General features: G+C 36.7%; 15 protein-coding genes. 8 read left to right on the top strand and 7 right to left on the bottom strand.

Annotated features, from left to right (window positions below):
• The first annotated feature begins 155 nt into the window (after positions 1 to 155).
• From ppk1 to ASG21_RS07855, 7 genes are all read left to right on the top strand, one after another.
• Positions 156 to 2,228: a polyphosphate kinase 1 gene (gene ppk1 / locus ASG21_RS07885; protein ID WP_056077964.1), complete on the top strand. Its 2,073-nt coding sequence runs from the start codon at positions 156 to 158 to the stop codon at positions 2,226 to 2,228.
• A 125-nt stretch (positions 2,229 to 2,353) separates the two neighbouring features.
• A complete protein-coding gene (locus ASG21_RS07880) occupies positions 2,354 to 3,238 on the top strand; it encodes an exopolyphosphatase (RefSeq protein WP_056077961.1) in 885 nt (294 codons plus the stop codon).
• Positions 3,239 to 3,269: 31 nt separating this feature from the next.
• Positions 3,270 to 3,740, top strand: coding sequence for a hypothetical protein (locus ASG21_RS07875; protein ID WP_056077958.1), 471 nt, complete (start codon positions 3,270 to 3,272; stop codon positions 3,738 to 3,740).
• A 107-nt stretch (positions 3,741 to 3,847) separates the two neighbouring features.
• Positions 3,848 to 4,423 (top strand): Panacea domain-containing protein, encoded by a 576-nt coding sequence (locus ASG21_RS07870; RefSeq protein WP_056077954.1) that lies wholly within the window; start codon positions 3,848 to 3,850, stop codon positions 4,421 to 4,423.
• A gap of 4 nt (positions 4,424 to 4,427) precedes the next feature.
• Positions 4,428 to 4,868, top strand: a complete 441-nt coding sequence (locus ASG21_RS07865; protein WP_056077953.1) for a hypothetical protein — start codon at positions 4,428 to 4,430, stop codon at positions 4,866 to 4,868.
• Positions 4,869 to 5,021: 153 nt separating this feature from the next.
• Positions 5,022 to 8,075, top strand: a complete 3,054-nt coding sequence (locus tag ASG21_RS07860; protein ID WP_056077950.1) for a choice-of-anchor I family protein — start codon at positions 5,022 to 5,024, stop codon at positions 8,073 to 8,075.
• Between the two features lie 491 nt (positions 8,076 to 8,566).
• A complete protein-coding gene (locus tag ASG21_RS07855; RefSeq protein ID WP_056077947.1) occupies positions 8,567 to 9,100 on the top strand; it encodes an alpha/beta hydrolase in 534 nt (177 codons plus the stop codon).
• Between the two features lie 206 nt (positions 9,101 to 9,306).
• Here ASG21_RS07855 and ASG21_RS07850 read toward each other — a convergent pair whose 3' ends face one another.
• Positions 9,307 to 9,555, bottom strand: coding sequence for a NifU family protein (locus ASG21_RS07850; protein ID WP_056077944.1), 249 nt, complete (start codon positions 9,553 to 9,555; stop codon positions 9,307 to 9,309).
• A gap of 42 nt (positions 9,556 to 9,597) precedes the next feature.
• The gene (locus ASG21_RS07845; RefSeq protein WP_047445419.1) at positions 9,598 to 10,701 is read right to left on the bottom strand and encodes an Mrp/NBP35 family ATP-binding protein; all 1,104 of its coding nucleotides are present in this window, start codon (positions 10,699 to 10,701) and stop codon (positions 9,598 to 9,600) included.
• Positions 10,702 to 10,827: 126 nt separating this feature from the next.
• On the opposite strand from ASG21_RS07845, the gene ASG21_RS07840 reads away from it, so the two are divergent.
• Positions 10,828 to 13,647: a GH92 family glycosyl hydrolase gene (locus ASG21_RS07840; protein ID WP_056077943.1), complete on the top strand. Its 2,820-nt coding sequence runs from the start codon at positions 10,828 to 10,830 to the stop codon at positions 13,645 to 13,647.
• Between the two features lie 288 nt (positions 13,648 to 13,935).
• On the opposite strand, the gene ASG21_RS07835 is transcribed toward ASG21_RS07840, so the two are convergent.
• From ASG21_RS07835 to ASG21_RS07815, 5 genes are all read right to left on the bottom strand, one after another.
• Positions 13,936 to 14,592 (bottom strand): T9SS type A sorting domain-containing protein, encoded by a 657-nt coding sequence (locus ASG21_RS07835; protein ID WP_056077940.1) that lies wholly within the window; start codon positions 14,590 to 14,592, stop codon positions 13,936 to 13,938.
• A 44-nt stretch (positions 14,593 to 14,636) separates the two neighbouring features.
• On the bottom strand, positions 14,637 to 18,101 hold the full coding sequence (locus ASG21_RS07830; RefSeq protein WP_128414248.1) for a hypothetical protein: 3,465 nt from the start codon (positions 18,099 to 18,101) through the stop codon (positions 14,637 to 14,639).
• A gap of 126 nt (positions 18,102 to 18,227) precedes the next feature.
• Positions 18,228 to 18,947, bottom strand: coding sequence for a hypothetical protein (locus tag ASG21_RS07825; protein ID WP_056077932.1), 720 nt, complete (start codon positions 18,945 to 18,947; stop codon positions 18,228 to 18,230).
• 36 nt (positions 18,948 to 18,983) lie between these two features.
• Positions 18,984 to 19,193 (bottom strand): hypothetical protein, encoded by a 210-nt coding sequence (locus ASG21_RS07820; protein ID WP_128414247.1) that lies wholly within the window; start codon positions 19,191 to 19,193, stop codon positions 18,984 to 18,986.
• A 129-nt stretch (positions 19,194 to 19,322) separates the two neighbouring features.
• The gene (locus tag ASG21_RS07815) at positions 19,323 to 19,754 is read right to left on the bottom strand and encodes a hypothetical protein (RefSeq protein WP_056077926.1); all 432 of its coding nucleotides are present in this window, start codon (positions 19,752 to 19,754) and stop codon (positions 19,323 to 19,325) included.
• Positions 19,755 to 20,955 lie beyond the last annotated feature (1,201 nt).

The raw sequence follows: 20,955 nt of genomic DNA, 5'->3' as shown, positions 1-20,955 counted from the left end.
TTATCTATCCTCATGTCTGAACCAACAAAAAAAATATAAAAAACTTCCACCCATAGATTCATTTTTCTTCAACTAAAAATTTAATTAAGAATTAACTTAAGAATCAAAAAAAAGACTGGTTTTATTAGTATTTTTGAGAAATTTTATACACAAATATGTCTTTACATTTTAATCCCAGAGATGTTACATGGTTAGCATTTAACGAAAGAGTTTTACAGGAAGCAATGGACGAAAACGTGCCTCTACACCTCAGAATTCGTTTTTTAGGGATTTTCTCAAACAATCTTGATGAGTTTTTCAGAGTGCGCGTTGCCGGACTGAAACGTGCGATGGATTTCAAGGAAAAAGTAATAGCCGAATCATTTTATCAGCCCCCGTCAAAAATTCTTCAGAGAATAAATGAGATTGTGATTACTCAACAGGCAGATTTCGACAGGACGTGGAAAAAAATTCAGGTTGAAATGGCAGAACAGAAGGTTTTCATTAAAACTTCAAAAAATCTGACTGCCATTCAGAAGAATTTTGTGAGGCAATATTTTGATGAAGTGGTGGAATCCAATGTAATTCCGATCCTTCTTCATGAAAACACGCCGATGCCTTATCTAAGAGACAAGAGTCTATATCTTGGTGTTGCCATGAGAAAAAAAGACTGGAACTACCGCAGCAATTACGCAATTATTGAAATTCCATCGCGTTTTGTGGGAAGGTTTGTACTTCTTCCGACGGAAGATCTAGAAGAAAAAAATGTCATGCTGTTGGAAGATGTCATTACTTTCAATCTTCCACATATATTCTCTTACTTTGGATATGATGAGTTTTCTGCCAACTCTTTTAAAGTGACCAAAGATGCAGAAATGGATATTGATAACGACATCAAAACCAATTTTGCCGAAAAAATAGAAAAAGGACTGAAAAACAGACGGAAAGGCAAACCTACCCGTTTTGTTTTCGATAAAGACATGGATAAGGCAATGCTTGAATTGCTGATCCGAAAATTAAATTTAAGCAAAAAAGACAGCATCATTCCTGGAGGAAAGATTCATAATTTTAAACATTTTATGGATTTTCCTGATGTTTTTGAATACTATAAAAAGCCGGTTGAGCGAACTTCATTTACGCACCAAGCTTTTGAGCATGGCGAAAGAGTAACCGATGTTATTCTGAAACACGATGTTCTTTTGAGTTTCCCATACCACACATATACGCCTGTCATCGACCTTTTGCGTGAAGCAGCGATGGATCCTGATGTGAAATCTATTCAGATTACAGCGTACCGATTGGCGAGCAACTCAAAAATTAGCAATGCTTTAATTTATGCTGCGAGAAACGGCAAAGAAGTGACGGTAATGCTCGAGCTTCAGGCAAGATTTGATGAAGAATCCAATTTAAAATGGAAAGAAATGTTTGAGCCGGAAGGAATCACTGTTTTAATAGGAATTCCTGATAAAAAAGTTCATGCTAAACTTTGTATTATTAAAAAACGTGTTCATAATAAAACATTACAATACGGATTTGTCAGCACTGGAAATTTCAATGAAAAAACAGCCAGAATCTATGGGGACCATTTGATTATGACTTCTGACAGAGGCATTATGGCAGATATCAACAAAGTCTTTACAGTACTGAAGAAACCTAAAGACGATTATCTTTCTGTACTGAAAACCTGCAAGAATCTGATGGTTTGTCCGCAGTTTATGCGTGAAAAAATTGTACATCATATTGATAAAGAAATTGAAGAAGCAAAAGCAGGAAGAAAAGCGCAGATGATCATTAAAGCCAACTCAGTAAGTGACCGTGCATTGATCACCAAACTTTACGAGGCCGCCGCCGCCGGAGTGGTTATTAAAATCATTGTACGTGGAATTTACTGTGCCATTAATCAAAAGGATTTTAAAGAAAAAATAAAAGCCATCAGCATTGTAGACGAATATTTGGAACACGCTAGAGTGATGTATTTCTACAACAAAGGCGCTGAAGACATTTACATTTCTTCTGCCGACTGGATGAACCGAAACCTGGATTACCGAATTGAAGCTGCGGCAAAAATCACAGACAAAAACCTCAAGAAAGAACTGAAAGATATACTTGACATTCAGCTGAGCGATAATGTAAAAGCAAGAATTTTAGATAAAAAATTAAGCAATGAATACATCAGTAACGGTGAAAAAGAATGCCGTTCACAGATTGAAACCTACAAATATCTGAAAGCAAAAACGGGTGGAAAATAGCTTCTGCAAAGGTTTTTTAGCCTTATAAATCACAACAGACAAAAATATTTTTGTACATTCGGTTTTTATAAATCTTTTATTTTTAATTAATTGACTGAAATTCAATAAAATACACAATCAAGAACATGATCATTGCAGCGATAGACATAGGAAGTAATGCAGCCCGACTTTTAATCAACGAGGTGAAAATTCAAAACGGAAAACCGGAATTTATTAAATTAAATCTCCTTCGTATTCCTCTGCGATTGGGAATGGATGTGTTCACCCTTGGAAAAATTGGTGACGAGCGTGAACAAATGGTCCTGGATTCAATGAAAATTTTCAGTGATCTGATGAAAGTGTATAAAGTTGAACATTACAGAGCCTGTGCCACCAGCGCGATGCGTGATGCTGAAAACGGCAAGGAAATTATTGAAAAAGTAAAAAATTACGCTGATCTTTCCATTGAAATTATTTCCGGTGACGAAGAAGCAACTCTGGTGTACGAAAATCACGTCGCAGAAGGTCTTGACAAAGATTTTGCCTATCTTTATGTAGACGTTGGCGGTGGTTCTACCGAATTAACATTCTACGAAAATGATAAAATGGTCTACGAAAAATCTTTCAACATCGGAACCATCCGACTTCTTAACAATCTCGTGACAGACGACAACTGGAAGGAAATGAAAGAGGAAATCAAGGCCAACATCAGCAGCAAAAAACAGATTGTAGCCATCGGTTCCGGCGGAAACATCAACAAAGTGTTCTCGATGAGCAAAACCAAAGACGGAAAACCCATGTCTATTGCTTACCTTAAGAAGGCTTACAAAGAATTCAACGAACTAACGGTTGAGGAAAGAATGACCAAATACGGCTTCAGACAGGACAGAGCGGATGTTTTGGTTCACGCCCTTAAAATCTACAATTTTGTAATGCACTGGGCGGACATCAACAAGATTTTTGTTCCGAAAATTTCTGTAGCGGATGGGTTGATTCATAATATTTATGAGAGGGTTTCGGGGGAGGAATAAAAAGAATATTCGACGTTAAAAACATTTTAAAATGATGAAATTTGGACTTATAACTTTTTTTACAGCAATCATTCTTACGACAAATTCTTGTGAAGGACAAGATAAGAAGACACAATCTCTACAAAAGCAAACCGAAATAATGAATGAGAAAAATCTGTATGAGAAACTAAGTCAAAAAGATAAAATTGCTCTTCTCAAGAAATCGATGCTTGACTATATGGAAGTTGCAAGTCCTTCCTACACAAAAACTGATGTGGAGGAATGTTTAAAAATTCTTGAAGAATATATTTCAGAACTTTCTATTTCAACTTCGAAAGATGCAGGAATGAATACTGTAAAAAATTCTATCGAAAAACTGAATAGACTCAATGAAAAATGTAATTCTGGGCTGATTGAGACTTCTGAACGTGAGCTAATTGCAGAAATAATGATTTTTGAAAGCGTGAAGAAAGGTTATAGCAAACCTAATGAAGATATTACTGAGGAGTGGAGGGAATGGTAAATCAAATTTGTATTCTATAATATGAAGAATGCATTATTTTTAAATTATAGATAATCTGAGTGCTAAAATTTTCGTTAGAAAAGTTTATTATTTAACTTTGCAAATTAATGAATACAGCTGCATACATAAAATTTAGTAAGAATCAACTTGAAAAAATTGGCAATACTGTTGTGTATCTAAGTCAAAAAATACCACACCTTTCCAAAACTAAGCTTTTAAAATTACTTTATATTTTAGACGAAATTTCTATCAAAAAAAGCGGAATTCCTTTCTTAAATCTGAAATATAAAGTCTGGAAATTTGGACCCGTATCTGAGGAGTTGTTTATAGACTTGTCATCAGAACCGAAGCTTTTAGAAAATTACATTGAGAAGAATAATGATGATGGGATTAATTTTGTAACCCCAATTATAGAATTTAATGATGATGAATTTTCTGATAATGATATTGATTTGATGAATTTTGTGGTTGAAAAATTTGGAAATAAGTCTGCAAAAGAATTGATATCTTACACTCACAGAATTAATGCTCCTTGGCATAATACTGCTAAAGATAAAAATGTACTCGACCTACTAGAAAAGGAAATAATAAATAATACTGAGTATCTGATCGATATGAGCGAATTGATCGCTCATGATGAGCGAAAAAAGGAAATTTATTCTGATTATATTGAAACAAATTAAGTAAATGTTTCAGGAAGGTCATATTATTTATTTTGATCCATTTTATTTTAAAAATGGAAATTTGGCTAAGCCTAAATATTATGTGGTGCTAAAATGTGATGGCGAAAAAAGCATTATAGCATCTCTTCCGACCAGAAAAGATACTATTCCTGAAAATTCTACTGTTGATAGTGGATGTATCGAATTATCAGATATTAATTTAAATTGTTTTGTAATTTCCATTAAACAGCAGGTCACAAATTGCGGTAAACATTTTGATTTTACAACTTACCTTTACGGACATCAGATTGACGACTATCAAATTTCTGAAATGAAGGAATTATATCCTAATGAAGGAAGTGATTATATTATTTGGGGTGAGATGAAGTCGGCATTATTTGAAGAATTAAGAGAGTGTTTCAAAAATTCCAGATCTGTAAAAAGAAAATATAGGAATTTGCTGTAAATCAATTGATTTATTATGAAATATTTCTCAAGGTTTTAACAATAATTTAAAACTACCTACTTTTTGACCAAAACATTTAACCATTTCATAACCTTCCCGTAAAACCCTCACAACCTGTAACGTTCATTTTTGCACAAATAATAAATTGTAAAAATGAGGAACAAATACCTTTTGAGAGGTTTACTGCCTATTGCCGCATTGTTTCACGGTGCGCTGACTGCACAGACCACATTGGTTCACTACTGGAACTTTAATAACAGTACATCGGAAGCAGCCATATTGGCTCCCACTTCTACCCTTTTAGCAGGATCAATTACTGCGTCGACAAGTTTACCCAACACCTTTGTAGATTTTGCAAACGGAACTGGGCAGAATTTCACTGCAGAAAATGCAAGAAACAGCGATCCAATCGGTACGCATTTGAGATACAACTATCCAACTTTTGGAAATTTACAATTTAATATTCCTACAACGGGTTATAATAATGTAATTGTAAAATTCATCACCAGAAGATCAGGATCCGGAGCGGGAACTCAAACATGGTCATACTCTACCAACGGAACAACTTATCAGACTTTCCAGACTGTTTCTCCGCCGGATGGTGCACCTACATTAACGACTTTAGATTTTTCTGCAATTGCGGGAGTTTCAAATAATCCTAATTTTAAACTGAAAGTCGAATTTGCAGCTGGCTCAGGAGGCGCCGTAGGAAACAACAGATTTGATAATTTCACGGTAGATGCCACACCAGCAGGTGGTGTTGATACGACTCCTCCTTCTGTTGCGTATTTGCCGGCAAATAACGTGAACAATGCGTCGACAACAGTAAATCCTACGATCACATTCAATGAAAATGTAAGATTGATCGACAATTCTGCAATCACGTCTGCCAACGCTCAGAGCTTGGTTGAATTAAAATTAAACAATGCTATCGGAGCAGTAGTTCCTTTCACTACAACTTTTGCGAACAATGCAATCACGATAATTCCAACTGCAGGTTTGGTTCCGAATCAGGCTTATTATTTAGCTTTAAAACCAAATCTTGTTGAAGATACTAGCGACAATGCGGTAACAGCAGCGACTTCAAGTACTTTTACTACGGCAGGAACGAGCATTGCATTGGAGAAAAACTTAATTAAAGTCAATGAAAATGCGGGAACGTTAGCTTTTAAAATCAACGTTAACAATCCTTCAAACGCAACCGTCAATTTAGTGGTAAAACCTGTTTCATTCAATACTGCCAGCAGCAGTGATTTTACGTTGGCTAATCAAACCATCAACATTACACCTTCCACGACAAGCGTTACCGTTAATATTCCAATTACCGACGATACTTTGGAAGAACAGCAGGCTGAATATTTTGTTGTTGGACTTGAAAATCCGGTTGGTACAACAATTACTGGCGATGCCAATGCTACCATTTATATTATTGATAACGATAAAGCGGCACCGGTTCCTTCCAATCAAATTTCATTAAATTACATCGGAAGTTTCGATCCTTCAGGAAACAGCACAAGTTCCACAGAAATTGTAGTTCATGATGCTGCCACTCAAAGACTTTTTACCATCAGTTCTTTAACAGACGTTTTTGATATCATAAATTTCTCAAATCCTAATGCACCAACGGTTATTCAAACCATCAACATGGCTCCTTATGGTGGAATTACAAGCATCGCTGTAAAGAACGGAATTATTGCAGTTGCTTCTCCAAACGGAACAAATCCACAAGGAAATGGTTCGGTTGTATTTTTTGACATCAACGGCGTGTTTTTGAAGCAACTTAATGTTGGGGTTTTACCAGATATGATCACTTTCACGCCAGATGGAACAAAAGTAATGACCGCAAACGAGGGCGAACCGAACGATGCGTACACGGTAGATCCGGAAGGTTCAATCAGTATTATTGATGTGCCTACCTTAACGGTTGCTGGAATTCAGGCTTTGACGCAGACGAATGTAACAACACTTGGATTTACTCAGTTTAACGGACAGGAAGCTACTTTAGCTGCGACCGGAGGAAGAAAAGTAAAATCGACCAGCACTTTGGCTCAGGATCTTGAACCTGAATATATCGCGATCAGTCCGGACAGCCAGAAAGCATGGGTTTCATGTCAGGAAAACAATGCGGTTATTGAAGTTAATTTAGCGACAAAAGCGTTAACCGGAATTTGGGGATTAGGTAAAAAAGATATGAGTCTTCCAGGAAACGGCTTCGATGCTTCGGACAATAACGGCGAAGTTTTAATTGCCAACTGGCCTGTGAAAGCGTACTACAATCCGGATGCAATGGCTTCATACAAAATTGGAAACACCAATTATCTGGTTACAGCCAATGAAGGTGATGAAAAAGATCTTGGCGGATTCAGCGAAAGAACAACCGTTGGAGCAAATGGATATACTTTAGATTCAACCCTGTTTCCAAATGCTTCGATTCTAAAAGCTTCACATAATTTAGGAAGATTCAGAGTAACGAATGTAAATGGAAACACCGATGGAGACGCAGATTTCGAAGAAATCCATGCTTTGGGAGCCAGATCATTCTCGATTTTCAATGCAGATACGAAACAAATCGTTTTCGACAGCGGAGATCAGTTTGAAAGACACACCGCAGCCTACCATCCATTGATTTTCAATGCCGATAACGAAGCCAACGGAGCCAAAACCCGAAGCCGAGCAAAAGGTCCTGAGCCGGAAGGCGTTACATTGGGAACCATCAACGGACAGACTTTCGCATTCATCACTCTGGAAAGAACCGGAGGCGTGATGGTCTACAACGTGACAGATCCGAACAACGTAACGTTTGTTGATTACAAACATTCAAGATCCACGTCTGCATTTGGTGGCGACAACGGTCCGGAAGGAATCACTTTCATTCCTGCCGCCAATATGACCAACGGAAAAGCCTACGTCATCGTTGCCAACGAGATCAGTGGGACATTATCGATGTACGAAGTTGCCCTTTCACCAACATTATCTACAGGTGAAGTAAAAACTGAAAAAGCAACTTTCAATATCTTCCCAAATCCTGTGAACAAAGGAAATACTCTGTATTTCAACAGAGCTCAGGGTTATGAACTCTACGATATGAGCGGCAAACTTCTTGGCAAAGAAAAATCTGCCTTAACCATCGACACTTCAAAACTTAACACCGGAGTTTATTTAATTAAGACTTCAGAAGGTGAAGTAAAAAGAGTTATTGTAAAGTAAAAATTTTCATATTTGATTTTGTTGAAGCCCTGAAATTTTTCGGGGCTTTTTTGTTTGATTAAAAATTAGTTGCGAATCAACCTTGTCAAGGTTATCTTAAAAAATTTCAGCTATCAAAAAAAGTTAAACAGTTCTTAAATTTAAAAGATTTAAACCCTATTACGTCTCTATGATCGGTATATCATTGCTATATGATCGCTCTATGCTCGTTAAAAAGCAAAATTCTATTAAAAAAAATTAAACACTGCACTTTTTGTTACCCGAAAAAAACTTGTCAGGATAATTTACTATTGAGATAAATCTTGGAAAAATAGGTGAGAAAAACCAAAAAATTAAGCACGTGAAAATTAAGCATAAAAGAAAAACTCTGACTAGGTTTTCGGAGTCAGAATAAAACTATCTTATGTGTTTTTTAAATACAATAGAGCCTCTTTTCTATCTGAAAATTTTTGTATTTTTAAATTTAAATTTAATAAAATCTATAACGTATCGTGAAACCCACTCTCCTCTACATCCACGGTCTCGGCTCAGACCAGCACTCCAGAAAATTTATCAATCTAAAGGACTATTTTAAAAACCAATTCAATTACGATTTTATTGAATGGAAAAACGACAGCAACATTTCCGAACTTCTCGATGAAGCAGAATTGAAATTGGAAAATATTGATAATCCAATCTTAGTAGGAGATTCTACCGGAGCAAATTTCGCTTATCAACTTCGTGAAAGAAGATCACAGAAGGACAAAAATTCAATTTTGATTTTAAGCAGTCCGCTTCTGAATATTGACGAACGAGTTGCAGATTTTGAATTTCCAGAAACATTGATTCCTCAACTACAGAAATTTGATAATCCTGAAAATGCTTTGATAATTGCTACTAAAAAAGACTCGGTTTTAGGTCAGAACTGGCTTTTTGAAAAAGATTTAAATAATGTAAAATTAATTGAAGTGGATGACAATCACCGACTGGAAAAATTCCATGAAAGCCTTGCTGAGATTGAGTCATACATTAGTTCTAAAATATAAATTTTGGCTAAAGCCATTTGAATGAGCAATTAGAAAACGGGCTAAAGCCCATTCCTATTGATATTTGAAGCTATTATTCAATATAAACCTTGTCAAGGTTACCATCACCTTGCAGATTAACCTTGACAAGGTTGCGCGTTCAACATTTTAAAACAAAAAAGACAGACCTAAAAAGTCTGTCTTTAAAAAATATATCGTCGTATTTTTTATTCTACATTCACTACCTTTTCAATTTCGGGAGCGTGTTGCTTAATGGTGTTTTCTACCCCTAATTTCAAAGTTGAGAAATTAAGAGAGCAACCTGAACAGTTTCCCAGAAGTTTTACAAAAACGGTATTATCTTTCACATCCAAAAGCTCGATATCGCCGCCGTCTTTGTTCAAAAACGGACGAATGCTTTCAAGAGCTTCCATTACCTTAGTTACAGTTTCTTCGTGTGTTGTATTTGTCTCCATATTTGGGTTTGCTTTTCAAAAAATATTTTGAAATTTGATTAATTATTTTTTTGGCGAGCAACCTGCCATTGTCGTGATTTTCACGGCTTCTGTAGGCGGTAGAAATTTGTTTCTTTCTACTAAGCTCTCTACCATTTTTCTCGCAGTTTCTGTATAAATTTCTGCAATTTTTGAATTTTCCTGAAGTGCTGCAGGTCTTCCCACATCTCCAGCCTCTCTGATGCTCTGGATCAACGGAATTTCTCCCAACACAGGAATATTTAAATCATCTGCCAGATATTGCGCTCCCTGATTTCCAAAGATATAATATTTATTGTCAGGTAATTCTTCCGGCGTAAAATAAGCCATATTTTCTATCAGTCCAAGAACCGGAATGTTGATACTTTCCATATTGAACATGGCAATTCCTTTTCTCACATCCGCCAAAGCAACGTGTTGAGGCGTACTTACGATCACCGCTCCCGTTACCGGAACTTCCTGAATGATAGATAAATGGATATCTCCAGTTCCCGGAGGAAGGTCAATTAGTAAGAAATCCAGTTCTCCCCAAGCTGCATCTCTGATCATTTGGTTCAATGCTTTTGAAGCCATTGGACCTCTCCAGACTACTGCCTGGTTAGCACCTGAAAAATATCCGATGGAAAGCATTTTCACACCGTAATTTTCGATTGGTTTCATTAAGCTTTTTCCGTTCACGTCAACAGAAATCGGCTTCTGCCCTTCTGTATCGAACATTGTAGGAACAGACGGTCCGTAAATATCGGCATCTAAAATTCCAACTTTAAAACCCATCTTTGCTAAAGTTACCGCAAGATTCGCAGCAACTGTAGACTTACCAACACCTCCTTTTCCGGATGCGATGGCAATAATATTTTGAATTCCAGGGATTTGTTTTCCTTTGATCTGACTTAGCTGAACTTCACTTGGCTCAGGAGAAACTATTTTAAGTTTTAAATTAATTTCTTCACCAAATTCACTTGCAAAAGCCTGTTTCATTGCCGCCTCAAGCTTCTTTTTTTCGTGCATTGCCGGTGAATGAGCGGTCATGTCGATGTACACATCGCTGCCCATTACCTGAAAGTTTGTTACCAAGTCATCTACTTCTATTTCTTTAAGGAAATCCTGAACTTTTTCTTTAGTCAACATAAAAATATAAATTGAGCACAAATTTACGGAAATTTTAGCTATTTAGAATCAATAAACGTGGTGATAGATAAATTCTTTTGTGAAGCCAAAATTTGTGTATTTTAGGGCGATTTAAATTTAATATCAATGAAGAAAATATTATTCGTTCTTTTAGGATTAATTGCTCATAATTCATTTTCACAAAATTATTCGCAATACGTTAATCCTTTTATCGGAACGGGCGGTCATGGCCACACTTTTCCAGGCGCGATCGTACCTTTTGGGATGGTTCAGCTTTCTCCCGACACCAGAATCGACGGAAGCTGGGATGGCTGCAGCGGCTATCATTATTCAGATTCGGTGATTTACGGTTTTTCACATACCCATTTGAACGGAACTGGTGTTTCAGATTACGGCGATATAATGCTGATGCCGACAATGGGAACTCCGGGACTGACTCCGAAAGAATATTCATCGAAATTTTCTCATAAAAATGAAAAAGCAACAGCCGGATTTTATTCCGTTAAATTAGACAGACATAACATTGATGTCCGTTTAACCACGACAAAAAGAGTCGGATATCACGAATATAAATTCAATAAAGCAGGAAACGCCAACATTGTTTTAGATTTAAATCACAGAGATAAGTTATTGGAAGGTGAAGTGAGAATCATCGACAGCAAAACCATTGAAGTTTTTAGAAGAAGTGAAGCCTGGGCGACCAATCAACAAATTTATGCAAGAATTGAATTTTCCAAACCAATGTTTATATCTAAAGAACACGTTGTAAAACCAATCGAAAGAGGAATATCTACACCTGAAAGTATTATAAAAGGGGATGAAATTCAAATTACATTTTCAAATAAAGTTAAAAAAGGCGAAAAAATTCTGGTAAAAGTTTCAATTTCTCCAACAGGTTACGAAGGTGCAGGAAAAAATATGCTTGCTGAAGGAAAATCAAATGATTTTAATGAAATTCAGACGCAGGCGGTTGCAGACTGGAATAAAGAACTTTCAAAAATTGAAGTGAAGTCTGACGATAAAGATAAACTCACCGTTTTTTACACGGCGATGTATCACGTTTTCACACAGCCAAACATCAATATGGATGCTGACGGAAAATACCGTGGCAGAGACAATAAGTTCTACATGGCAAAAGACTTCGGGTACCATTCTGTTTTCTCGCTTTGGGATACGTTCAGAGGTGCACATCCGTTGATGACTCTGATTGACAGAAAAAGAACGGCAGATTTCGTGAATACTTTCATCAAACAGCGTGAGCAGGGCGGAAGAATTCCCGTTTGGGAACTCGCTTCGAATGAAACGGAGTGTATGATCGGTTATCACGGTGTTTCCGTAATTGCAGACGCGATGGCAAAAGGAATTACAGGTTTTGATTATGAAAAAGCATTTGAAGCTTCAAAAAATTCGGCAATGCAGGATATTTTTGGATTAAGTGCTTACAAACAGAATAATTACATCAGCATTGATGATGAGCACGAAAGTGTTTCTAAAACTTTGGAATACGCCTACGACGACTGGTGTATCGCTCAGATGGCGAAAATTTTAAATAAAAAAGAAGATTACGAATACTTCATGAAACGTTCTCAAAACTGGAAAAATCTATACAATCCAAACAACGGTTTTATGCAGGCAAGAAAAAACGGAAACTGGTATGAGCCATTTGACCCAAGAGAAGTGAATAACAATTATACGGAAGGAAATTCGTGGCATTATTCTTACTTCGTTCCGCAGGATATTCCGGGATTGATTCAGGCGCATGGCGGAAAGGAGAAATTTGAACAGTTTATTGATGCAATTTTTGCTGCTCCGGACAAAACAACCGGAAGAGAACAGGTGGATATCACTGGTTTGATGGGACAATATGCTCAGGGAAATGAGCCGAGCCACCACATTGCTTACCTTTATAATTTCGTCGACAAACCACAGAAAACAGAAGCAAAAATCAAGTACATTCTTGATAATTTCTACAAAAATGCTCCGGATGGTCTGATTGGAAATGAAGACTGCGGACAGATGAGTGCGTGGTATATTCTGAGCACCATGGGAATTTATTCTGTAACTCCCGGAAAGCCTGAATGGGAAACGGTAACGCCCTATTTTGATGAAATTAAACTTCATCTGGAAGACGGAACGACAAGAATCATCACGAAAAACACTCCTAAAAGTGAACTTAAAAAATTAGGTTTTGAAAACGTAAAAGTTGCCAAAGACTTAAAATACACCGAACAAACTGCTTCTCCGGTCATCGCAGCAGACAGACTTTTTGATTTCACTACTCAGGTTAAAATTACACCTTTGAATGCGAAAGATAAAGTCTATTACATGACGATGGATGAAAATGATGCTAACGCGAGAAAGACTTTTAAAGTGTACAAAGAACCCTTCACCATCAACAAAACGACGCAGGTTTCTACGTATGCGGAAAGAAGTGGTGAAAAGAGTGCGATTACGACAGCTCATTTCAGCAAACGCCCGAATCATTGGGATGTGAGGATCAATGCAACAGCAAACCCTCAGTACACAGCAGGTGGAAAACTTTCAATCATCGACGGAATCAACGGTGACGTAAACTGGCGAAAAGGCGAATGGCAGGGCTATCAGGGACAAACTGTGGAAGCAATTATTGATTTTAAATCTCCTCAGCAGATGAATCATATTTCCTCAACCTACTTACAGGACAGCCGTGCATGGATTTTAATGCCGAAAAAAGTAGAATATTACGCATCAATGGATGGAAAAACTTTTATTCTTCTGAAAACGCTGGAAAATAACATTGATGCGAAGGATGAAACCGTTCAGGTGAAAGATTTTGCAACAGACGTTCTTCCAACTGAAGCCCGTTATCTGAAAGTAAAAGCATATCACTTTGGCAAACTTCCGGCATGGCATCAGGGTGCAGGTGGCGACGCGTATGTATTTGTGGATGAGATTTCTGTGAAATAGAAATTGCGATTTAAATTTAAAATAATGAAACCTCTTTCGATTTGGAAGAGGTTTCTTGTTTAGTATTAGGAATATTTTGCTGAGTGAGCCAATTTCTCTTTGGAAATATGTATGATCTTCTCATTATTATTTAAGTCTTAGAAGTGCAGGCATCATCAACAAAGACTCATTTGTAATCAAAGTTTATACTTACCACCATTACAACGTTAGCTGAAGTTTTAAAAATCAATTAAGATCAAAAAAAACCTTCTTACGTATTTTTGTAAGAAGGTTTCACTGAAATCAATTTTAATCTTTTATCATTTTGATCTTTACAGGTTGATCTTTATTTTCAATTTCCAGGATATAAATCCCCTTTGGTAAATCACTAATATTAGTTGGTTTTTCTGTAGAATATTTTATCTTTTTCAACAGCTTACCATCAATATTATAAATCTTGACTTGTTTCTGATCTACATCCCCACTGAATTTCAAAATAAGCTCATCTTGAACAGGATTTTCAGCTAAAATAACATCTTTGGCAGATTTATATAAGTCGGAAGTTGCTAAAATTCCTTTTGTAAAAGTTATGACTTCGCCATTTACACTATTAGTAAGCGTCATTTGGTTTTGACCAATATTGGTAACATTATACTTATAATTATTATAAGTGGTTAGGTTTAGATAATCAACATAAATATTAATGTAAGAAAACGTAATTGTATTATCAGTCGCATTATATACGACTACATAATTATACTGATCCGGCGTTGAAAAAGAAGAGTTGAAATAATGATTACCGTAATTATAGCGCGCTTTTGTATTACTTTCATTATTTGACATCGCACTTATTTTCAATAATTTACCGTCACTCTGATTCCAGTCTCCGATAAAAGAATTGATTGTTGTTTGGGCAAAACATAGTGCGGAACCTAAAAACGTAAGAAAGAACATTGTATTTTTCATATTTTTTTATTTTAATAGGTTATTTGATTAAAAACTATTTTCATCTATTTACTTGCCTTAAATCTTAGTGCCGGGTTAATCCAAGAGCAATTTCTCAATTGTACAGTGACAGGTACACGAGAGCTCTCACAACCTCCCGCAACTGTTTGAGTGGCATAATAAGTTGTCCCATTCGTGAGTACAGTTGTAGATGGCAAAACACTGGATGTACCAGCATCTGCATACCATTTGATGTCAGTTCCTGTGATTACAATACTTTCTAAAGTTGTGAAGTTGGTAGCACAAATACTTTGGTTTGATGCAGCTGTTGGCTGTGCACTATAACCATTAACCACAATTTCCTGTGTATGAACCGTTGTGTTTCCTGATCCGTCTGTTGCCGTCCAGCTTCTGGTAATTGTAGATTGTCCTGCTGCCGGTGTATTGGCTGCAATGGTTTCCGTTGGTACTACCGTTGCAGTTCCACAGTTGTCTGCGGCTAAAAGCGTTGGTGCAGCCGGGATTGCGTTGCAATTTACTGTAGTATTTACCGGTAAGGTGGCAACAACCTGAGTATTTGAAATATGCTCAAAACTCATATCCGTAATAAGATTATTATTGGTGTTTGAATTCGGAGTGGAAGGTATCGTGTAAACAAGAACTATCGAATCGATTGGTCCTGGGATATCGACATTTACTGCAGCCTGCCTTCCACTAGCTCCATAAGCGCCGCCGGGGCCGATAAGTGAAGCATTAGCAGTACCACTGTTTGAAACCGAAACCTGCGCTCCCGTAGTAGCTAATGGTGTTAATGTTACATTTTGCAGGACACCGTTATTATAAGCCTGGAAAGCAATCTGAACACCGCCATCAAGATCAGACATTGCAAATTTAAGATTTTGGATTTTTTGTGGGAAAGTTAATGTATTGGTTCTGCTCACATTAGGATTAGCCTGCATTTCCAGAGCTTTTCCGGGACTAGCATTAGGAACGGGTGTTCCAGCAGAAAAACCCACTGTTGAAGTATTACTGATAGTACCAGCAGTTGATTGATTTATCGTCACCATTGCAGCACCAGAACCGTAAGACTGTGGAAAATTAGCAGGCGAAGTTGCTGCTGTTGTAGATGCTGTATCGAAATCGATTAAGTCACTTACTACTTGTGTTCCGGCAGAAGCTACAAAAACTGGTGCTACTGTATCCTGAACGGTTACAGAAATTGAGTTTGAATTGGCAGAAGTACAGCCATTTTCTGTTTGCAATACATAGTAAGTTCCTGTTGATGTCGCTACATACTGTTGGTTTGTAGCTCCGGCAATTGCTCCAGAAGTATTGTACCATTGATACGTCGTAGCAGGTGATGCAGTTAACACTACACTTGCTCCCGGGCAAACAGTTGTTGGTCCTGTTGCCAGAATAACTGCGGCTGGTGGAGTGGCACTATTCAATACCGTAAAGCTTGTTGCTGGAGATACACATGTTGATGAAAGCTGAACTGTGAATGCATGTGTGCCAGGAGCAAGATTGGCAAATGTAGCCGTTGTTCCGGTTCCAGTTATTGTGGCTCCTCCTACGGTATCAGTTAACGTCCATGTTCCTGCAGGAAGACCGCTTAGTTCGATGCTTCCAGTAGGTACAGAACAAGTTGGCTGTGTAACTGATCCTATAATGGGAGCAGTGGGTTTCACTGGAACAAGACTGATATCATCTACTGCAAAGTCATTTCCCCATGCACCTGCTGTTAAACTAGCTACCGCAATATCAACACTCGTTGTAGTTGCTGTAAAATTTAAGACAACCTGTTTCCATGCAGCTGGTGGATTTGCATTGGCAATAGTACCCGACTGGGTAGAAAATATAACTGCACCAGTTATAGGGTGTAAAACTTGCAATCCAACGTTTGGTAAAGTACCAGCATTGATATCTGCACTTCTTACCCATGCAGAATAGTTATAAGCGACACCAACAGTTAAGCCCGTTAATCTTTTTTGATAAACTAGTCTTGGCTGTCCAGTCGCATTCACTCCCAGCATTCTACCGGAACCCGAAGTATGATCTGTAAATCCAGTAGTATACTCTACTCCGTTACCAGAGGCTAAATCTCCGGTGATCAGATTTGAATTTTTGATCAAGCCATAGTAGCCGTAGCCCATTGCGGAATTGGGTGTTCCATTCAAAATAGGAGCACCATTATGATATCCACTTGAAATTGTTGGCGAAGCGTAGTTTGCTTCTGTCGTTCCGAAGTTTTCTGTAAAGCCTGCTGTACAATCTGCAGGCATTGCAAAAGCTACATCGTTCACATTACTGAATACAACATTTGTTGTAGCGTTGGCAGTTACAGTAACAGTTGCCGTCTTTGCTGCAACATCACTTGCAGCAACAGGATCTGTTGTAATGCTTTGCAATCTCCAACCTGACGGTTCAGTAGCTTCTGTAATGGTATAAGTTCCCGGTGCTAAAGCCAATAACACTGAGTTATCATTATATGTCCCTGTCGCTCGGATTCTTTCATCATCTATCCAGTTCTTAGTAGCAGTTCTGGTCATAATTCTATTGGGTCTTACAGAAGTATTACCGTTATTCACATTGGTAACACCTACACTGCTCCAAAACTGATTATTCGGTCCACCGGTCACATTGAAACCATACATTCCCTGAACATCATCCGGACCGTTCCAAATTGGCGCTGATGGTGTACCCTCCATTTTTTTATATCCGGCAATCACAGTTCCATCTTCAGTGATAGCAATATCATCTGTGTTAGATCCTGCTCCTAAATTGATTGAAGCAGCAGATGTAACATCCCGATAAAATACCGTAGACCCTGCAGTTGTACTATTTCCTACAACATAATATAAGTTATTTGTTTTCGGAACAGCATCTACGCGGTGAGAAGGTGTGTTTGCAACCACAGTCCATACTGCAGGTAATGCAGAAGTTGTACGCTGATAGATGTTTTGCCCTTGTACAGAGGCATACTGTCTTCCACCAGAGCCTAATGGAAGCCAGTTATCCGATACATCATAAACAATACCCGCAGGTAAATTACCTGAAATATCCGTTGTTGAACCATCTGCGGCAATAGAAAAGACGCGTCCTGCTCCAGTGGCTGTGTTGGACGAATAGATTGCAGTACCTCCGCTACCACCATCAATAGCTCTTGGTGACCCTGTTGGTGTTATAATTGCAACCCAAGTTGCACTGTTTGTATCTCTGTAATATATTTTGAAATTATTAAATGTCAGATCTGTAAAAGGACGAGCCAAAGCCCAAAGACGACCGCTTTGAGATGCACCCAGATCCTCACTGCTCAGAAAGTCGGTCTGGTCATTCAAGGTGTAATTTTGATTTAAACTGCCACCTATTACATTAAAAGTAAAATTAGGGCTACCCTCTTCATTCGCAGCCTGATGGTGTAGATAAATATAACCATTTTGAGCTTTGGCCTGATTTGTTAATATCGCTAAAAATATCATCATCAAAAAGAATGATAATACTTTAGCTCTCAAAAGTATTTTTATTTTCATAGTGTATTGTATTAAGTTTTGTTTATTTCAAGCTCAGAAAGTGGAATGCATCTTATAGACCGATAAAATTTTTTTTAGTTGTAATTTTCCATATATAAAAAAATGACCACTTTCAAAACATTGTTTTTATTTAATTTTAAATACAATATTCATAAAGGTTTTCTCAGTAACGACAGCTGAAGGCAAAATCTGATAGGTTAAAATACCGGTATCGCTCAGAGTAATCGTATTTGGATCAAATACCGTATTGTCAAAATAGATTACAAAATATTCTAGAGCAGAAGCTCCGAGAACAGGTAATGTAGTTGAGGTTGCACTCTTAATTGAAGATCTCGTAGCTACTGTACCGCTGTCTGTCAATCCGTACTCATTGCTGTAAGCAGAATAAAGGTTTATGGTGAAAGTTCCGCCACTAAATGAAGCGTAAGAAGGCAGGTTGGCATTTACTGTAGGTAAAACCATTGATGGTGCATAGAAGTAATTGATTCCGGTTGCAGCACCACTGGAAACTGACTGCCAAAGAGTGCCGTCAAAATAATAATACCCATTTGCCGTGATTTTTATTCTCTGGCTAAGTGTATCTCCTCCAGAAATATCGGTAATGTAAACCAAAGCCCCTTTCTGATCAACTCCGTATAAAGCGTTGCCTTTAGCGGTCAGCTCTGCACGGGTAAGGCGAGGCGCTTGTAAGCCGGTAATATCCGTTGTGATGGATAAGCCTCCTGAATCGGTTTTACCCCGTACATCTAATGAGGATTTTGGTGTCTCAGTATTAATACCAACTTGTGCTTTAAAAGCCGAAACAGAAAGTAAAAGAACTGCGGTAGTAAATAATTTTTTCGTCATTTTTTATTAAGTTTTGTTTGTTAGGATTTTATAATTTCATGCGATATAGATCTTCTTCCATTTAGCAATTGTATTTCTGCTGATCTTATATTTATTGCTTAATTCTAAATTGCTCAGTTTGTTTTTTCGTTGATGATTCAACACAATTTTAACAGTTGTTTCATCGTAAGATTTAAGTTTCTGATTGTCAGCGAAATTATTATTGCCGAACAATGCTCTTTCAATCTCAAATATATCGTTAGCCATTTTTATATTATATATCTTCTTAAGTACGGAATCTGAAACAAGATTCTCTTTCTGCCTATATTTTATAAGATCTAAATATATTCTTGTATAGTTTGGCTTCATCTTTTTTGGTAATTTATTAAGTTAGAGTTACAATATATCCTGCTTTCTTATCCATCTGTAAATTGTAGTTTTTGGAATATTGTATTCTTCATTGATTTCTGATAAAGTTTTTTGTTTGGTATTAACCAATTCCATAATAAATTCTTTAATCTCCTTTGTGTAAATGTTTTTTCTAAACTGTAAATCCCCGCTCTTTTTCAGATGCTGATTATTTTTATTTTGACTTATGCCCGCAAAAAGCATAAGGTGCGTAACATAAGGTCTGAAAAAATCATATTCAGCAAGCTTGCTCCATTTTAAAATAAGATCAGACTCCAAACTTTTCTGTCCGAACATTTTAAAAACCTCACGTTCGTCAATTTTAAAAAAATTGCATATTCTCTGTATGGTAATTTCTCTTTCCTCTGTTATCTCTTTAATGATATTACCAATGTGGATGTCTTTAACATTTATCTGCATTATGATTTTGGACTATTTGATAATATTTTTTTTAAATAATAACCTTCATATTTTTAATTGAAGAAGGCTGTAACCTTGTATATGTAGTTTTGTCCTTTTAGGAAAAAATTCTTTCAATCATATTATCAAAACCAATCTGTACATTCATCATTAAGTTTTTGCAATATTTTTGATTTCACAAATTAACGCTCTTCTTACCCATCCTAAACCATACTACATGTCTAAAATTCCGAATTTCTCATATATAAATAATTTTACAAAACACTGATTTTTAAATAATTAAAATAAAAATCACGCTTAAGTGTAAATGATTATTTTTCATGAAAGCTGTTTGGAAATTTATTCTCAAATATGCCCTTTATCGTGTTTTCTAATGTTTTAAAAACAGATAGTTGGCGACCTGAGATTTTTGAATTGATATAATAACGACGCTTTAGATGATGAGCAATCAGTCATAAATGATTCGTTAATTATATTTATAGAATAACTTTAAAAAGTAAAACTGATCAGACAAGAAGATCATAGTAAATAAAAAAAGATATATTTGTAAAAGGATATTTTTCTCTTCAAATTGAAATCAAACACTAATTTTTTCGGTTAAAAAATTTACTATTTTCTGATTTGATTTTTGAAAAAGATTCTGATAAAAATGAACGGACCAATATTTTCAATCTGTTTTATTCTTTCCAAAACTTTCTCAAATACACAAAAGAGAAAGATCTTTCAACGTAAATGTTTTTCAAGTCTCTTATTTATTTTTTCTCTGATCTCTGTTAATGCTCAGAAAGTAACAAATGATATTGACTTTTTATTTAAAAAAACGCAGTCATTAGAAATAAGACCTGCGGAAAAAGCTAAGGTAAGTTTTGAACTTCTGAAAAAAGCGAACGAAGCAAATGATGAGGATAAAATCAAATTCGCTTTATATCATATAGGTTTGTCCTTTTTCAGATTAGGAAAATACTCAGAATCTGTGCAATATTGCAACAAGGTGATAGATCGTGGAGGAAGTGATAAGTATTTTTCAAAAATCCATGCCGTACGAAGAAAAGCGTTGAGCTATTATGAGTTGGGGCTTGATGAAAAGTCTTTAACTGAAAACAGCAGAGCTTTTGCAATGGCAACTCAGATGGATAAGAATACTGATGATTATCACATTATAAAAGGATTGCTGTGGCGTGACAAGGCTGATTTAACTGAC

Source organism: Chryseobacterium sp. Leaf394, from assembly GCF_001424105.1.
In the GTDB taxonomy this organism is placed as follows: Bacteria; Bacteroidota; Bacteroidia; order Flavobacteriales; family Weeksellaceae; genus Chryseobacterium.
This window is presented reverse-complemented; position numbering and strand designations above follow the sequence as displayed.

Excerpts from the sequence above, each read along its gene's own strand:
- ppk1 (WP_056077964.1), top strand. The coding sequence starts at position 156 with ATGTCTTTACATTTTAATCCCAGAGATGTTACATGGTTAGCATTTAAC.
- ASG21_RS07880 (WP_056077961.1), top strand. The coding sequence starts at position 2,354 with ATGATCATTGCAGCGATAGACATAGGAAGTAATGCAGCCCGACTTTTA.
- ASG21_RS07875 (WP_056077958.1), top strand. The coding sequence starts at position 3,270 with ATGATGAAATTTGGACTTATAACTTTTTTTACAGCAATCATTCTTACG.
- ASG21_RS07870 (WP_056077954.1), top strand. The coding sequence starts at position 3,848 with ATGAATACAGCTGCATACATAAAATTTAGTAAGAATCAACTTGAAAAA.
- ASG21_RS07865 (WP_056077953.1), top strand. The coding sequence starts at position 4,428 with ATGTTTCAGGAAGGTCATATTATTTATTTTGATCCATTTTATTTTAAA.
- ASG21_RS07860 (WP_056077950.1), top strand. The coding sequence starts at position 5,022 with ATGAGGAACAAATACCTTTTGAGAGGTTTACTGCCTATTGCCGCATTG.
- ASG21_RS07850 (WP_056077944.1), bottom strand. The coding sequence starts at position 9,555 with ATGGAGACAAATACAACACACGAAGAAACTGTAACTAAGGTAATGGAA.
- ASG21_RS07845 (WP_047445419.1), bottom strand. The coding sequence starts at position 10,701 with ATGTTGACTAAAGAAAAAGTTCAGGATTTCCTTAAAGAAATAGAAGTA.
- ASG21_RS07840 (WP_056077943.1), top strand. The coding sequence starts at position 10,828 with ATGAAGAAAATATTATTCGTTCTTTTAGGATTAATTGCTCATAATTCA.
- ASG21_RS07835 (WP_056077940.1), bottom strand. The coding sequence starts at position 14,592 with ATGAAAAATACAATGTTCTTTCTTACGTTTTTAGGTTCCGCACTATGT.
- ASG21_RS07830 (WP_128414248.1), bottom strand. The coding sequence starts at position 18,101 with ATGAAAATAAAAATACTTTTGAGAGCTAAAGTATTATCATTCTTTTTG.
- ASG21_RS07825 (WP_056077932.1), bottom strand. The coding sequence starts at position 18,947 with ATGACGAAAAAATTATTTACTACCGCAGTTCTTTTACTTTCTGTTTCG.
- ASG21_RS07820 (WP_128414247.1), bottom strand. The coding sequence starts at position 19,193 with ATGGCTAACGATATATTTGAGATTGAAAGAGCATTGTTCGGCAATAAT.
- ASG21_RS07815 (WP_056077926.1), bottom strand. The coding sequence starts at position 19,754 with ATGCAGATAAATGTTAAAGACATCCACATTGGTAATATCATTAAAGAG.